Source organism: Nereida sp. MMG025, from assembly GCF_021654165.1.
GTDB lineage: Bacteria > Pseudomonadota > Alphaproteobacteria > Rhodobacterales > Rhodobacteraceae > Nereida.
In genome coordinates this window covers 18,268-33,820 of the sequence record NZ_JAKFZN010000004.1, presented here as the reverse complement: position 1 = coordinate 33,820, position 15,553 = coordinate 18,268, and the positions used below count along the sequence as shown (strand labels likewise).

Annotated in this window: 17 protein-coding genes; 6 read left to right on the top strand and 11 right to left on the bottom strand. The window is 56.3% G+C overall.

Going from position 1 to position 15,553, the window contains the following annotated elements; genetic code table 11:
• Positions 1–2 precede the first annotated feature (2 nt).
• Positions 3–2,327, top strand: a complete 2,325-nt coding sequence (locus L1065_RS12020; protein ID WP_237095744.1) for an aldehyde dehydrogenase family protein — start codon at positions 3–5, stop codon at positions 2,325–2,327.
• 36 nt (positions 2,328–2,363) lie between these two features.
• Here the strand turns inward: L1065_RS12020 and L1065_RS12015 are convergent, their stop codons facing one another.
• From L1065_RS12015 to L1065_RS11990, 6 genes are all read right to left on the bottom strand, one after another.
• Positions 2,364–2,966, bottom strand: a complete 603-nt coding sequence (locus L1065_RS12015; RefSeq protein ID WP_237095743.1) for a DUF1523 family protein — start codon at positions 2,964–2,966, stop codon at positions 2,364–2,366.
• A gap of 15 nt (positions 2,967–2,981) precedes the next feature.
• Complete coding sequence (locus tag L1065_RS12010; RefSeq protein WP_237095742.1) at positions 2,982–3,239, bottom strand: hypothetical protein; 258 nt, start codon at positions 3,237–3,239, stop codon at positions 2,982–2,984.
• 1 nt (position 3,240) lies between these two features.
• Positions 3,241–3,465, bottom strand: coding sequence for a hypothetical protein (locus L1065_RS12005; protein WP_237095741.1), 225 nt, complete (start codon positions 3,463–3,465; stop codon positions 3,241–3,243).
• Entirely contained in the window at positions 3,462–3,764 is a 303-nt protein-coding gene (locus tag L1065_RS12000) for a hypothetical protein (RefSeq protein ID WP_237095740.1), read from the bottom strand. Before L1065_RS12000 ends, L1065_RS12005 begins: the two co-directional genes overlap by 4 nt.
• Positions 3,761–4,063 (bottom strand): hypothetical protein, encoded by a 303-nt coding sequence (locus L1065_RS11995; RefSeq protein WP_237095739.1) that lies wholly within the window; start codon positions 4,061–4,063, stop codon positions 3,761–3,763. The genes L1065_RS12000 and L1065_RS11995 overlap by 4 nt, the downstream gene beginning before the upstream one ends.
• A gap of 150 nt (positions 4,064–4,213) precedes the next feature.
• On the bottom strand, positions 4,214–5,422 hold the full coding sequence (locus tag L1065_RS11990) for an aminopeptidase P family protein (protein WP_237095738.1): 1,209 nt from the start codon (positions 5,420–5,422) through the stop codon (positions 4,214–4,216).
• A gap of 126 nt (positions 5,423–5,548) precedes the next feature.
• On the opposite strand from L1065_RS11990, the gene L1065_RS11985 reads away from it, so the two are divergent.
• Entirely contained in the window at positions 5,549–6,502 is a 954-nt protein-coding gene (locus tag L1065_RS11985; protein WP_370641183.1) for a P1 family peptidase, read from the top strand.
• Here the strand turns inward: L1065_RS11985 and L1065_RS11980 are convergent.
• Positions 6,485–7,255, bottom strand: coding sequence for an alpha/beta hydrolase (locus L1065_RS11980; RefSeq protein WP_237095736.1), 771 nt, complete (start codon positions 7,253–7,255; stop codon positions 6,485–6,487). The two genes, L1065_RS11985 and L1065_RS11980, sit on opposite strands and share 18 nt — an antisense overlap.
• A 67-nt stretch (positions 7,256–7,322) precedes the next feature.
• Between L1065_RS11980 and L1065_RS11975 the strand changes: the two genes are divergently transcribed.
• The 4 genes from L1065_RS11975 to L1065_RS11960 are packed head-to-tail and all read left to right on the top strand — an operon-like array spanning position 7,323 to position 11,623.
• A complete protein-coding gene (locus L1065_RS11975) occupies positions 7,323–8,795 on the top strand; it encodes an NAD-dependent succinate-semialdehyde dehydrogenase (protein ID WP_237095735.1) in 1,473 nt (490 codons plus the stop codon).
• A gap of 60 nt (positions 8,796–8,855) precedes the next feature.
• Entirely contained in the window at positions 8,856–9,212 is a 357-nt protein-coding gene (locus L1065_RS11970) for a DUF3140 domain-containing protein (RefSeq protein ID WP_237095734.1), read from the top strand.
• A gap of 51 nt (positions 9,213–9,263) precedes the next feature.
• Positions 9,264–9,794 carry an RNA polymerase sigma factor gene (locus L1065_RS11965; RefSeq protein ID WP_370641182.1) on the top strand — a complete coding sequence of 177 codons (531 nt, stop codon included), beginning with the start codon at positions 9,264–9,266 and terminating at the stop codon, positions 9,792–9,794.
• Positions 9,791–11,623, top strand: a complete 1,833-nt coding sequence (locus L1065_RS11960; RefSeq protein WP_237095732.1) for a VWA domain-containing protein — start codon at positions 9,791–9,793, stop codon at positions 11,621–11,623. Before L1065_RS11965 ends, L1065_RS11960 begins: the two co-directional genes overlap by 4 nt.
• Before the next feature lie 50 nt (positions 11,624–11,673).
• Here L1065_RS11960 and L1065_RS11955 read toward each other — a convergent pair whose 3' ends face one another.
• The 4 genes from L1065_RS11955 to glcE form a co-directional block, all read right to left on the bottom strand.
• Positions 11,674–12,141, bottom strand: coding sequence for an Hsp20 family protein (locus L1065_RS11955; RefSeq protein WP_237095907.1), 468 nt, complete (start codon positions 12,139–12,141; stop codon positions 11,674–11,676).
• A gap of 127 nt (positions 12,142–12,268) precedes the next feature.
• Positions 12,269–13,078 carry a serine protease gene (locus L1065_RS11950; RefSeq protein WP_237095731.1) on the bottom strand — a complete coding sequence of 270 codons (810 nt, stop codon included), beginning with the start codon at positions 13,076–13,078 and terminating at the stop codon, positions 12,269–12,271.
• Between the two features lie 40 nt (positions 13,079–13,118).
• On the bottom strand, positions 13,119–14,438 hold the full coding sequence (gene glcF, locus L1065_RS11945; RefSeq protein ID WP_237095730.1) for a glycolate oxidase subunit GlcF: 1,320 nt from the start codon (positions 14,436–14,438) through the stop codon (positions 13,119–13,121).
• Positions 14,435–15,541: a glycolate oxidase subunit GlcE gene (glcE, locus tag L1065_RS11940; RefSeq protein WP_237095729.1), complete on the bottom strand. Its 1,107-nt coding sequence runs from the start codon at positions 15,539–15,541 to the stop codon at positions 14,435–14,437. The genes glcF and glcE overlap by 4 nt, the downstream gene beginning before the upstream one ends.
• Between the last annotated feature and the right edge of the window lie 12 nt (positions 15,542–15,553).

Genomic DNA, 15,553 nt, shown 5'->3' with positions numbered 1-15,553 from the left:
CCATGACCGTCAAAGAGATTTTTGAAACCATGGACTACGGCCCTGCGCCCGAAGACGCATCAGAGGCACTGGCTTGGATCGTGGATCAGGGCGCAGCTTTTGGCCATTTCATCAATGGTCAGTTTACCGAAGGCCGCGCAGATTTCGAAACCAAGAACCCTGCAAACGGCAATGTGCTGGCGACCGTCACGCAAGCGACCGAAGCCGAGGTCACAGCCGCCGTAAAAGCCGCCCGCGCCGCCCAACCCAAATGGGCCAAAGACGGGCATGCCCGCGCCAAGGTTCTCTATGCAATCGCGCGGCTTTTGCAAAAACACAGCCGCCTGTTTGCGGTCCTCGAAACGCTCGATAACGGCAAACCGATCCGCGAGACCCGTGATATCGATGTGCCCTTGGCGCTGCGCCACTTCTATTACCATGCGGGCATGGCGCAGCTGATGGAAAGCGAACTGCCCGACGCCGCCCCCCTTGGTGTGTGCGGCCAAATCATCCCGTGGAACTTCCCGCTGCTGATGCTTGCATGGAAGATCGCCCCAGCATTGGCGATGGGCAACACGGTGGTGTTAAAGCCCGCCGAATACACGCCGCTGACCGCCCTTCTATTTGCGCAGATCTGCCAAGAAGCTGGTGTGCCCAAGGGGGTCGTTAACATCGTGACAGGCGATGGCGCGGTGGGTGAAATGATTGTGGGATCTGACGTTGATAAAATCGCTTTCACAGGCTCCACATCCGTGGGTCGTATGATCCGCGAAGCCACCGCTGGCAGTGGCAAGGCCCTGACGCTCGAACTGGGCGGCAAATCCCCTTACATCATCTTTGACGACGCCGACATCGACAGCGCCGTCGAAGGGCTGGTCGATGCAATCTGGTTCAATCAGGGTCAGGTGTGCTGCGCAGGCTCGCGCCTTTTGGTGCACGAAGCGATGGCCGAAGACGTCTATGCACGCCTCAAAACCCGCATGCAAAACCTGCGCGTCGGCGACCCGCTGGACAAATGCATCGACGTGGGCGCAATTGTGGACCCTGCACAATTAGCGGCTATCAAAGCGATGGTCGATGCCAACACCGACGGCGACCTTTTCCAGACCACGGCCCCCGACGGCTGCTTTTTCCCGCCAACCCTGATCACCGGATTGCACCCCGCAGACACGCTGATGCAGGAAGAAATCTTTGGCCCTGTTCTGGTCGCTACAACCTTCCGTACCCCATCCGAGGCCGTGCAGATCGCCAACAACACGCGCTACGGATTGGCCGCGTCTGTGTGGACCGAAAACATCAACCTCGCGCTTGATATGGCGCCGCAACTGGCCAGCGGGATCGTCTGGGTCAATGGCACCAACATGATGGACGCCGCCGCAGGCTTTGGCGGCGTGCGCGAAAGCGGCTTTGGGCGCGAAGGCGGATGGGAAGGGCTAAGCGGCTACACCAAACCGCGCAGCACCCCCAAGGCGCTGAAACCAACCGTCGCAATGAAGGGCGACAGCACGCCCACCGATGCAATCGACCGCACCGCAAAACTCTACATCGGCGGCAAACAGACCCGCCCCGATGGCGGCTACAGCACGCCTGTGTTTGCCAAAAATGGCGATCTTCTGGGTCACGTCAGCCTTGCCAACCGCAAAGACCTGCGCAACGCGGTTGAGGCCGCAAACGCCGCAAAAGGATGGTCCAAAACCACGGGGCATCTGCGCGCGCAAATCCTCTATTACCTTGCAGAAAACCTCGCAGCCCGCGCGCCCGAATTCGCCGCCCGACTGGACGCGATGCAGGGCGGCAAATCGGGCAAAGCCGAGGTTGAGGCAAGTCTCAAACGCCTGTTCACTGCCGCTGCATGGGCCGACAAATACGATGGCCAAGTGCACAATGTCCCAATGCGCGGCGTTGCCATGGCGATGAAAGAACCCATAGGCACCATCGGCATTCTGGCTCCTGACGAGGCACCTCTTTTGAGCCTCATCAGCCTGATCGCGCCTGCGCTTGCGATGGGCAACCGCGTGATTGCGCTGGCCTCTTCACCCTTTCCGCTGGCCACGACAGACTTGATCCAGGTGCTCGAAACATCTGACATTCCCGCAGGCACCGTGAACCTTTTGACAGGCCACGCCGCAGATATAGCCAAACCTATGGGCGGGCATATGGATATCGATGCCGTCTGGTCGTTTCGCGACGCCGCAACGGCGACGACAGTCGAACGCGCCAGCGCAAGCAATCTCAAACGCACATGGGTAAACAACGGCATGGCAACAGACTGGACACAGGATCTGACCAAGCAGGTGTTGCTGCACGCCACCGAAGTCAAAAATATCTGGGTGCCCTACGGCGAATAAACGCGCAGTAGGCAGTAAGGTGGATTTCAATCCACCCTATTTTTTTGAAAACCATCCGCCAACGCGGTCGCGCGTGCTATCCAGGCTTTCGTCAATATCTTCGAGCAGCGGATCAATCCGCGCTTCACGGAACCTGCGCAGCCGCACCCATATCGCCCAGACGACGGCAAAGAAAACCGTCAGGAAAATAATGTTGAACCACGGGATCAGCCGCACCTCTGGCCCCTCGACCAGCTTCATCGAAATCGCGTTGGGATAGATCGTCAGGAACTCGCTGCGGATGCCATAGTGTGTGACCGCATACCACTCGTCCCCCTCAGCCGATTGCGCCTCGGCCTGCAGGTTCGAGCTGTCCAACTTGAAATAAAATGGCCAGCCAAAGCCCGTATCCTCGTTGCGGTAAACATAAGGGCGGCCTGCGTCTGTGCGCGTGTTGATCAGGCGCAAATCGCGAACCGTACTGGCCCCTGTGCCACTATCCCCTTGCGCATAGAAAAAACTGTTCCAGCCCGAAAAATCCTGTCGGATGATTTCCGTGCCCTTCACCTGAACGATATCCTTTTGCGGTAGCGCATAATAAAGGACCAGCGCAATGCTGCCCCAAAAGATGGCCCAAAACGTCCATTTCACCACAGCCATCGCATTCGTCCTTCGTTACATGAAATTCTGCACATAAATCATCGCTGCAATGCCCACAATGGGCACGACATAAACGCCAAGGATCAACTTGCGGCGCAGCGACTTGTCATAGGCCTCAAGCCCCTCTTGCACCCACGCATCGCGGTCCCCCACCATCAGGTTCTCGCGCCACTGGGCACGCAACTTTTCACGTCGTGCTGCGCGCGAATAGAGCGATAAACTGACGTAAATAATGGTCAGGACCACCAACAGGATAATCACCAATCGCCACATCTCATTGCCCCTCCCTACGTGCGCGGATCAATAAATAGCACATCAACGCGCCAATCCATATCGCGATACAAAACATGATCGAAAACGCTAAGAACACTTCCATGAACATATCAGAGGCATGGCTGCAGGTATAATCACGCGGCCACCACTGTCCGCACAAATTACCCGTGAGGGCCCAAGCCAAAGCAAACGGCCCCAAAATGACAGCGGCAATCACACCTCTCATCTCATGCGCTCCTTTGCATTGCGCGACAACACACCAATCACCACAAGCGGGGCCCATATGAAGCTGGCAATCATTGCCAAGCGCAGCACAAACAGCGGTGCATCCAGAACACCCCCGTTGGTCACCACCCCCATATAAGCCAAAGCCAAGATAATCTGTGCGGCGGCACACCACGCCAAGGCGATCCCCGAGGCGCGTGCCACGGATCCGACGGAATACGCATCATCGGCCTGACGACGCCACCCCATCCATATCCCGAGCATACCGACAAGCCCCCAATACAGCGTATGAATACTCACCACACGGCCTCTTTCCATTTGGCGGGCAAACCCGCAACCGAGAGTACCATTACGGGCGCCCAGATCAGCGCGGCCAACGCCCCTTTGGACACGATCAACGTCGGCACAACGACCCCACCCGTCAGATACAGTCCTGAAGCGAGCCACAGCAAAGCAGCCGCAACGCCTGCCAACAAAATCAGCCATCGCGCCCCTTCAGGAAAAAAGAGCGCCAGTGCGCGCGGCACAAGCCACGCTGCCGCCATAAGCCCGACCACGGGCATCGCAACGGTCCAAAAAAAGGCTGTCTCACCTGCCATCAAACACCACCTGCATCATCAGACCCCAAGGTCACCCGACACGCCGGATTTGTCCACCAATGATCCCTTCATTGTTGTCTAAATACCTCGGGGGTGCGGGGGCTGGCCCCCGCCCGCTTACAAAAATGCAAGGCGGTTCCAACCGAAGTTTTAGCCGATGATGTTATGTGCCGGACCATACGGGAACCCCGTGATATTCTCGTTTCCATCTTCCGTGATGATCAAAATATCATGTTCACGGTAGCCCCCTGCACCAGCTTCTCCGTCGGCAATGGTCAACATAGGTTCCATGGAAATCACCATGCCGGGTTCCAGCACTGTGTCGATATCTTCGCGCAACTCCAACCCTGCTTCGCGTCCATAGTAGTGACTTAGAACACCAAAAGAATGGCCATATCCAAAGGTGCGATACTGCAACAAGTCCAGCTCTTCGAAATACTGGTTCACAGCATGGGTAACTTGCGCACAACTCACCCCGGGTCTGAGCAAAGACATCCCCAATACATGCGCTCCCACATTGGCCTCCCAGATTTTGCGCGATGCCGCATCGCAGTCCCCCACAAACAAGGTCCGTTCAAGCGCAGTGTAATATCCTGAAATCATCGGGAAGGTGTTCAGGCTCAGGATATCGCCGTGTTCCAGTTTGCGCCCGGTGACAGGATTATGCGCACCATCAGTATTCACACCGGACTGAAACCAAACCCATGTGTCGCGGTATTCGGCCTCGGGAAACCGCTTTGCGATTTCCAGCTCCATGGCGTCGCGACCCGCCATCGCCACGTCAATCTCGCGTGTGCCGACCTTGATCGCGTCGCGGATCGCATAGCCACCGACGTCGGCCACTGCAGCTCCGTGGCGAATAAGCTCAATCTCGGCGGCGGATTTCATCATCCGTTGCTGCATACACGGCACAGCCAGATCAACCATAACCGACGGTTCCATAAACTCTTCCAGCTTGTCGCGCTGCACCAGCGTGAGGTGATCCCCCTCATACCCGATCACCTGCCCTTTGCCCGTGACATGCACGATGGCACGCCAATAATTGTCACGCTGCCAATCGGTGTAGGTGATGCTATCTCCGTGGCTCCACCGCCATGGCTGGCCCGCATCAATCCCCGCCGAGATGGTCACGCTGTCAGTTTCAGTCACGACCAACCCATAGGGCCGACCGAAAGAGCAGTATAGAAAGCCACTGTAATACGCGATGCAGTGCATCGACGTCAGCACCATCGCCTCGACATTTCTGTCGGCCATGATCTGGCGCAGCCGTTTCAGGCGCGCCTCATATTCCTCTGGCGCAAACGGCAGTTTTGCAGGTTGGCCATTGTGATAGCGGTAAAACTCGGGACGATTGGTCATAGCGACCTCCTTAACCAAAAAGAGGTCCCGGCGTTCAGGACAAAAAAGCGCTGAAATTCGGACGACGCCATCGCCCGCGCAATGGTGTCATGTTGCCTATTCTGGCTTATCTGGCAAGATGACGGGATGAAAAACCTTATCACGGATATTGCAGGTTTGCGGGTTGGAAACGCGTCTGATACGGCACTTAAATCAGGCTGTACGGTTGTGACCGCCGATCAGCCATTTACCTGTGGGGTGCACGTGATGGGAGGTGCCCCCGGCACCCGCGAGACAGACTTACTTGCGCCCCATCGCACAGTTCAACAGGTTGATGCGCTGGTGCTTTCAGGTGGCTCGGCCTTCGGGCTGGAGGCCGCATCTGGCGTTGCGGGTGCGCTCGCACGCAAAGGACGCGGGTTTGCAGTTGCGGGCCACACTGTTCCGATTGTGCCTTCTGCGATCCTTTTTGACCTGGCCAACGGCGGCGATAAATCATGGGACGCAAACCCTTATAATGCTCTGGGTCAGCAGGCCTTTGATGCAGCCTCTGTCGATTTCGGGCTTGGAACACATGGTGCAGGATCAGGCTGCACCACTGCAACGCTGAAGGGCGGATTGGGCAGCGCCTCTGACATCGTTGGCGACTACCGCGTTGGTGCGCTGGTGGCTGTAAATGCATTGGGCTCAGCGACCGTGGGGCAACATTTCTGGGCGGCGCCTTTTGAACGTGATCATGAATTCGGGGGACTTGGGGCCGTGCAAACGTATTCGCAAATGCACCCCACTAAACTCGATACACTCAACACAACGCTTGCGGTGATTGCAACGGATGCGCCATTGAACCAAGCCCAATGCACAAGGCTGGCAACGGCGGCGCATGCGGGTCTTGCGCGTGCTATTGTCCCCTCTCACACGCCCTTTGACGGGGATCTGGTCTTTGGCCTTTCAACCGCATCGGGCGCGGTGGACGATGCCGTGCTGATGCGGCTATGCAATGCAGCCGCCACAACGCTAAGTCGCGCAATCGCGCGCGGCGTTTTCCATGCAAGCCCCGACCCAAACGATGAATTGCCCTGTTGGTCAGACCTGCCCGATTAGCGCGCGGATCATAGGGCTTCTTGCGTCTTCCAGCCCTTCGATGACATCGAAATGGTGTTTGTCAGGCTCAACCGTAAGTGTGCAGTCCCACGTATCTTGCAGCCAACCTGCGTGATCCAGAAAAACCGGGCGTTCCGACGCGCCGACCCAGACATGGACCTTCACATCACGCGGACGGCAGAGAATGGGGCTTTCCGCGGCGGCCTCTTCTGCGTCCAGTCCAAGTGGCATTGACGTTTTTGCCAACTCACGCAAATCTGTGAGCGGCGAGATCGGCATGACCCGCTGCAGCCTGTCCGCGCATTGCAATGCGATATCGTCACACGCCATGCGCGCCGCCAGATGCCCGCCTGCCGAATGGCCTGCAATCACCACGGGGCCGTCAAAACGCACGGCGGCCAAATCAATGCCTTTTGCAACCTCCTGTGTCATCTGCGCGATACGTGCCTGTGGTGCCAATGTATAGCCGATCATCGCAACGGCCCATCCACACGATACCGCGCCTGCCGCCAGGTGAGACCAAACATGCGGGTCCGTTTTGTGCCAGTAGCCGCCATGAACAAAAGCCAACAGGCCCTTTGGCCTGTCTGGCACGAACACATCGAACCATTGACGCGCTCCATCGCCGTAGGGAACTTTCAATTCGCCACGATGTTGATCCCTGAACACGGCGGCCTTTTGGCCCCAAATGTCAAAGTAGGCAGCGCCATTCGGAATAAAGCGACCGTTCTCATAGGCTTCATCATAGTCCATTGCACACCCCTTCTCTGGACAATCACATTGGCCCATGCCACCCAAAAGCGAAAGAGGGAGAGATAAGATGCCTGATATGACCACCGATTTGAAATCCTTGCTACAAGACCCAGAGCTTCTTGCGACGCAAAGCTATGTGAATGGAACATGGGTGGACGGGTCAGCAGGCACCTTCGATGTATCAAACCCTGCCCGCGGCGATATCATTGCCCAAGTGGCGGACCTTGATCGTGGTGATATCGCAAAAGCGATTGAACACGCCCGCGTCGCCCAAAAAGACTGGGCCGCCAAAACCGCAGGAGAGCGCAGCACAATCCTGCGTAAATGGTTTGATCTGATGATGGAACATCAAGACGATCTTGCCACGATCCTGACCGCGGAAATGGGCAAGCCACTGGCCGAAGCCAAGGGCGAGATTGCCTATGGCGCATCCTTTGTCGAATTTTTTGCCGAACAAGCCAAACGCATTTATGGCGAAACGATCCCGGGGCACCAACCTGACAAACGTATCACCGTGATCAAACAGCCCATCGGTGTTGCGGCTTCCATCACGCCGTGGAATTTCCCCAACGCCATGATCACCCGCAAAGCCGCGCCAGCATTGGCTGCAGGGTGCGCTTTCATAGCGCGACCTGCAGAATTGACACCGCTGTCAGCGACCGCACTTGGTGTGCTGGCAACCCGTGCCGGCATTCCCGCAGGCGTGTTTCAGGTTGTCACCACGTCGGATGCATCGGCCACGGGCAAGGAATTTTGTGAAAACCCGACCGTGCGCAAATTGACCTTCACAGGCTCCACCCAAGTCGGGCGCATTTTGCTGAAACAGGCGGCTGACCAAGTGATGAAATGCTCGATGGAATTGGGCGGGAACGCGCCCTTTATCGTGTTTGATGATGCCGATCTGGACGCCGCCGTGGAAGGGGCAATTGCCTGCAAGTTCCGCAACAATGGACAGACCTGCGTATGTGCCAACCGTATCTATGTGCAAGCCGGTGTTTACGATGCGTTTGCACAGAAATTTGCGGCCGCCGTCAAAGCGCTCAAGGTCGGTGACGGACTGGAGGGGGCTGACCTTGGTCCGCTGATCTCTCAAAATGCCGTCGAAAAAGTCACCAACCATATTGCCGATGCAACATCCAAAGGGGCGGAAGTGATGATCGGCGGCGCGCCACATGATCTGGGTCCGCTGTATTATCAGCCGACAATCCTGACAGGCGTGACACAAGACATGAAGGTCAGCCAAGAAGAAACCTTTGGTCCGATGGCGCCCTTGTTCAAATTTGACAGCTCAGACGAGGTGATCGAAATGGCAAATGATACGATTTTCGGTCTGGCTGCCTATTTCTACGCCAAGGATTTGAGCCGCGTTTACAAAGTGGCAGAAGCGTTGGAATACGGAATTGTTGGCATCAACACTGGCATCATCAGCACGGCAATGGCCCCTTTCGGTGGCGTGAAGCAATCAGGGCTTGGTCGTGAAGGCAGCCACCACGGGATCGAAGAGTATCTTGAAATGAAATACCTTTGCATGTCGGTTTAGGAACCCCACGCCCCCGCTGCGCGTTGTGTTGGCAAGTGCAACAAAAGCGGGGTGGCCCTTATGTCTTCTTCAAAATCTCATGATGAAATCTGGTCCGAATGGCGTGATCTCGTGAATATGGCGCCCTCGGACCTGGAAGACTGGCTTGAGACAGAAGAAAGCAGATCGGTGGGTGACACTGACGACGGCGAAAGCACGGGCCACAAGTCGGGGCGCAGTATTGTCAAAATTTGCCGCACGAACAAAGATGATCTCGGCGATGATCAATGGGATCACATGGCGACCGTCGTGGGCTACATCAAACGTCACTGCTCCCAAGGTGGTCCGGACAGAGATGTAGAAACGTCAAAATGGCGCTATTCATTGATGAATTGGGGGCATGATCCGCTTGCTCAGGACGGCTGCGCAAATTCATAAAGTTTTTTCCAAGGATTGACCAAGCCCGCGCGTCATAGACTAGTGATGCGCATGATGACTGAAGATAACCACCTGGCAAAGGCTGCAACCCAAGGGGACGCGGCCGCCTTTGGTGTGTTAATCGAACGCCACTACGACAAAATCTTTGGTCTGTGTTTTCGGCTGACGGGCACACAACACGACGCCGAAGACTTAACGCAGGATATCTGCGCAGCATTGCCTGCCAAACTTCAGTCTTTTGGCGGCGAGGCGAAGTTCACCACGTGGCTTTACCGTGTGACCGTAAATGCTGCCCATGACCGCAGACGTCGTGCAACCACCCGCGCCCAAGCCGCAACAGGTTGGGGGGATTGGGAATTGAGCCGACACGCGACCATAAGCGAAGCACAAGATGCCACGGCGTGGCTGACCTCGGCGATGGCGTCCCTGCCCGATACGTTGCGCGACACGCTGGCACTGATCCTTGATGATATGACCCATACCGAGGCGGCAGACGTTCTGGGCGTTTCGGAAGGCACAATTTCTTGGCGCGTGTCCGAGGCAAAAAAGCATCTGCGCGCCTTAAAGGAGCAAGATCAATGACAGATGATCTCGATGATCTGAAAACCGCCATCCATGCCGCAACGCCTGCGCCTGATGCCCAAAAGCGTGCCAAGAACCTGGCGCTGGCCCAGGAAAATTTTGATACCCTCCAAGGATTGGCAGTGCCTACACGTCCCAAGTCTATCTGGACGAAAGGACACACCATGATTGCCAAACTGACAACCCCCGCCGCTTTGACGCTGACAACCGCCTGTGTTGCCGTCGGTTTCCTGACGCTTTCTCCGCAAGGGCAAAACCTGTGGCAGCCCCCGACGATTGTTGAGCCTGCTGTGATGGATGCGACCTCTGCAACACCTGCTATTGAAGCAGAGGTTGCCGCTCCTGCCCCTATGGCTGATCAGTTGGTGACGAACGCACCGATGGCGCAAAAACGCAGCAGTGTTTCCGTGCAAACCATCGCACGGCCCGAACCTGTATTGGCGACACCTGCAAACACCGAACGCTTTGCCAATGCCCCAAGCAATCCTTTGCAAATCACAGCTGAAAATCCTGTGAGTACGTTTTCGATTGATGTGGATACCGCCAGCTATGCGGTTGTGCGTAACGCACTGATGAACGGTCAGCTGCCACCAGCCAATGCTGTTCGGGTCGAGGAAATGATCAATTATTTCCCGTATGAGTACCCAACACCCACAGGCGACGCCCCGTTTCAGCCGACCATCCAAGTCGGGCAGACCCCGTGGAACCCCGATACACAACTGGTCCATATCGCCTTACAAGGGGCCCAGATTACCGAACGGCCACCGCTGAACCTGGTGTTTCTGATCGACACATCTGGCTCCATGAATCAGCCAAATAAGCTGCCACTTTTGATCCAAAGCTTCCGCTTGATGCTTGGCCAATTGCAGCCGAATGATGAAGTGGCGATTGTCACCTACGCTGGAAGCGCGGGGCAGGTTCTGGCCCCCACCAAAGCAAGCGAACGCGAGACGATCGAAGCAGCACTTGCAAACCTTTCAGCGGGCGGCAGCACAGCGGGCCAAGCCGGTCTGACCCAAGCCTACGCGCTGGCCCAAGACATGGCGCAGGACGGAGATGTCAGCCGCGTCATTTTAGCAACCGACGGGGATTTTAATGTCGGGCTTAGCGATCCACTAAGCCTTAAGGATTTCATCGCCGAAAAACGCCAAAGCGGGACATATCTATCGGTTCTGGGCTTTGGACGCGGTAATTTGAATGACGCGACCATGCAGTCGCTCGCCCAGAATGGCAATGGGACGGCTGCCTATATCGACACACTTCCCGAGGCGCAAAAAGTCTTGGTCGATCAATTGTCAGGCGCGCTTTTCACTATCGCAGAAGACGTCAAAGTACAGGTGGAATTCAACCCTGCCCGCGTGGCCGAATACAGGTTGATCGGATATGAGACGCGCGCATTGAACCGTGAAGATTTCAACAATGATCGTGTGGACGCAGGCGAGATTGGCGCAGGCCATTCTGTTACGGCTATCTATGAAATCACCCCTGTTGGCAGTCCTGCTCAACTAAGTGATCCGCTTCGGTATAGCAGTGCAGAAACGCCAAGTTCTGACGAATTAGGATATCTGAAGCTGCGCTACAAAACCCCTGGTGCATCCCAAAGTGCGCTGATCGAAACGCCATTGCCTGAACCGAACGATTTGACAAACGAAGCCAAATTCGCAGTTGCCATTGCCGGGTTTGGACAGATGTTGCGCGGGCATGATCTGGGTGGGTGGAGCTTTGCCCTGGCCTCCCGAATGGCAACTGATGCCAAAGGTGGCGATCCGTTCGGCTACCGTGCGCAAGCTATCCAGATGATGCGCCTTGCCGACAGTCTGAGCAAATAACAAAACGGCGCGCCCACTTTTGGGGCGCGCCTTCTCAATCCTAGACCAAACTAGTTAACGGCTTTCGCCTCAACAACATCGGTTTCAACGGATTTCGCACTTTCAATCGCGATGCGGCGGGGTTTGAGCGCTTCGGGCACTTCACGCATCAAATCAATATGCAGCATTCCGTTTTCATGGGTCGCGCCTGTCACGCGCACATGATCGGCCAGGTGGAAGCGCCGGTCAAACGCACGGGTCGCAATGCCGCGGTGCAAGTACGTACGATCCCCATCTTCTTCGGCCTTCCGCGCGGTGATGTGCAAGGTGTTTTCCTTGACTTCAACGCTTAGGTCATTGTCGGAAAACCCGGCCACCGCGATGGAAATGCGATAAGCATCGTCGCTGGTTTTTTCGATGTTGTATGGGGGGTAGCTTTGCGTGCTGGTATCGTTGGTCAAAACGCGGTCCATAAGATCAGCAATCTGATCAAACCCAACTGTCGCACGGTAAAGCGGTGTCATATCAAAGCTTCGCATCATCAATCCTCCTATGAGCGATATCTGCGGTGCCATCCCGATATGGGCATGGCGATCTCCAGTCTACGAACCCATCATTGGCGTCCGCATAGAGGATGTAGGAACTTCGATTTTACGCTTCAAGGGGTCAGTTGGGCGAGAGGAACTTGGCACCTGTATCCGACCGTTGACCGCTGAGAAGAACCTTGCGGCCGCCTGATGCGGCGCCCTGCCAATACCCTTCGCCTGCTTGCAAACGTGCGCGCAACTCAGCAAGCGGCACTTCAAGTGAGGTCCCTAGAGACACCCGTGTGCCGTCCATTTCAGCCTTGGCCGAAACGACCGATACGATCTTGGGCAGGTCCCCATCCATCATGAAAATCGGTGCGCCAGAACTGCCGAAATCAACATCGCACGAAAGAACCAATGCCCCGCTTTGTCGGCCAAGAACCTTGCAAACCTCTTGAATGGACGGGGCCGCAGAACGGTCATGAGCATAGGACACAACGCCAACTTCGTCGCCTGTCGTTGGGCGCACATCGGTCTCAAATGGCTGGATACGCGTGTCGCGGATAGGCCGCTCCAACTCGAGCAGCGCAATATCAGCGCGGATCCGTTCACTGGTGTCTTCGCTGTCAAACACATAGTCCGAAGGGATCACCGCACGTCGCACATCACGGTAACTTTGCGCACGGCCATTTCGCAGCCCCGCCAGAAAACGCACGGTGCGGTGGTCGATTTGCTGTCCCGTCATTTTGTCATAGAGGCAATGCGCTGCGGTCAGCACGACCTGCGGCGCGATCAGAGCCCCTGTGCAAAAGCCCGACCCGTTGATATCCAACTGCCCCACAGCTTCCCAACCACGGCTGTCGTCACCCGTCTGCATAAGACTGAGACGCGTGTCATCTGCCTGTGCAGAATGGGCAATGCATAACAAAAGGGCGGCAAAAATCCTCATGCAATTCTGCTACGGCCCAACTGGGGCAAAAATGTGGCAACTAGCGTAAGATCGGCACAGCAGGTGCAGTCGCATCACGTTCAAACGCTGGCGGCAGTGGCCCACCCGTCGCCCAATCCAGAAGCTCAACCGTGTGCACAATCGGCACTTTGCTTGCCGATCCGATTTGCATCATACAGCCGATGTTTCCAGCCGCGATCACATCAGGGTTCTTGGCCTCCAAGGTGCGCACCTTGCGGTCTTTGAGCTGTTTGGAGATTTCAGGTTGCATCAGATTATAGGTCCCTGCCGATCCGCAACACAGATGGCTGTCTGCAGGTTCAACCACGGTGAACCCCGCACGTCGCAACAGGTCCTTGGGATAGGTTTTGATCTGTTGACCGTGTTGCAGCGAACACGCCGCATGGTACGCCACGGTGATGTCTTGTGGTCCCAATTCTGGCAATTCCAGTTGCATCAAGACCTCGGACACATCTTTGGCAAGACCTGCAATTTTAGCCGCGTCGTCAGCCAGTTCTGTCCCTTCGAACATATGGCCATAGTCTTTGACCGTTGTGCCGCAGCCACTTGTGTTGATCACAACCGCATCAAGCCCGTCGCTATTTACATGGCTCATCCATGCCCGGATGTTTTTCGCCGCCGCCGCATGGCTTTGGGATGTTTTGCCCATGTGGTGGGTAAGCGCACCACAGCAGCCCGCGCCTTCGGCCACCACGACTTCAGAGCCCAAACGGGTCAAAAGGCGAATGGTGGCGTCATTGATATCGGTGTTCAAAGCCCTTTGCGCACATCCTGTCATCAAGGCTACGCGCATCTTCTTGGGGGCGGTGGGCTGAAACGTTTGTGGATCATCATTGCGGCTGACGGGCGGAATAGTTTTCGGCGCCATCTCAAGCATGGCGCGCAAACGGGCGTCTGGCATCAGCCGCGCGAAAGGACGGCCCAATTTCGCGCCAGCGAGCGCCAGTCGAAAGCGCATAGGATAGGGCAAAATCTTGGACAACACCCACCGCAACGCACGATCATGCCAAGACCGTTTGTAGTTTTGTTCAATGTATTCGCGTGCGTGATCCACAAGATGCATGTAATGCACCCCACTTGGACAGGTGGTCATGCAAGCCAGACACGACAGGCATCGGTCAATATGCTTTACTGTCTTTTCATCTGGCACGCGCTCGTTTTCCAGCATGTCCTTGATCAGATAGATACGCCCGCGGGGGCTATCCAGTTCATCGCCAAGCACCTGATACGTCGGACAAGTTGCGGTGCAAAATCCGCAATGGACACAGGTGCGCAGGATTTTATTGGAACGCGCAGTGGACGGGTCTTGCAACTGGTCTTCGGTGAATTCAGTCCTCATGCCATCAGGCCTCTGTTCAAAATATCGCGGGGGTCGAACTTGCGGCGCAGCTCTGCCCCGATTTTCGCGACCACTGGGGTTTCAGGGTGAAAGGCAGGGATCGCCGCCAGAGTTTCGGCGCTTGCACGCACCAAAGTTGCATGGCCGTTGACGTCCTTGATCTGTGCCCGAAGGTCACGACCTGCTGGCAGCGCGGCCCAAATTAAACCGCCCCCCCAATCCAAAAGCGTTTGCTCGGCTTGGATCATTTCCAAAACCGCGGGCGCGCTCGATGGTTTTACAGACAGCTTCCACACATCGCTTCCGTGCGCCTGAAGTGACTGCACATCGCGGATGGACTGCCATATTTCAGCAGACGCTTCGGGATCATTTGTCTGGCTGATCTGGCCATAGTGCCCGAGCTTTTTGGTAAGCTCAGATAAACGATAACTGACCGAGGCTTCAAAACCCTCAACGCGCAAAAGCACGTCACCGTTGTAAGCCGCGCCAGTGACCTCAAATGGAGAGCCAAGCGCACCCGACATTGCCGCGACAGCATCCAAGGGGCTTAGATCATGGACATGCAAGGTTGCAGAGGTTTCGGGCATTGGCAAAACCTTTAGCGACACTTCGGTCAAAACGCCCAAAGTGCCATGCGCACCCGTTAGAAGTTTGACAAGGTCATAGCCTGTTACGTTTTTCATGACGCGCCCACCGTTTTTCAAGATGGTCCCTGTGCCGTCCACAAAGCGCACCCCAAGCATAAAATCACGGCAGGCCCCAACGGCAATACGGCGCGGGCCGCTGACGTTACCAGCGACGACGCCGCCGATGGTGGGCACCCCTGCCGTTCCCAAAAGATCGCGGTGGTCCATCGGTTCAAAAGCAAGCCGTTGGTTTTCCTTTGCCAAGGTCTCTTCAATCTCGGCAACTGGTGTTCCAGCCTTGGCGACAACCGTCAGGGCCCCCGGCTCGTACAGCGAAATGCCCGAAAGCGCAGCCACCGACAGTGTATCGCTTGCGACTTGCTTGCCGATGGGGCGCGTTCCGCCACCTTCAATCCGCACAGGGCCAGTTGCAGAGGCAATGGCCTCAGCCACATCCGTTTCAGTGGTAGGTGTCATCAGGAATGGCCC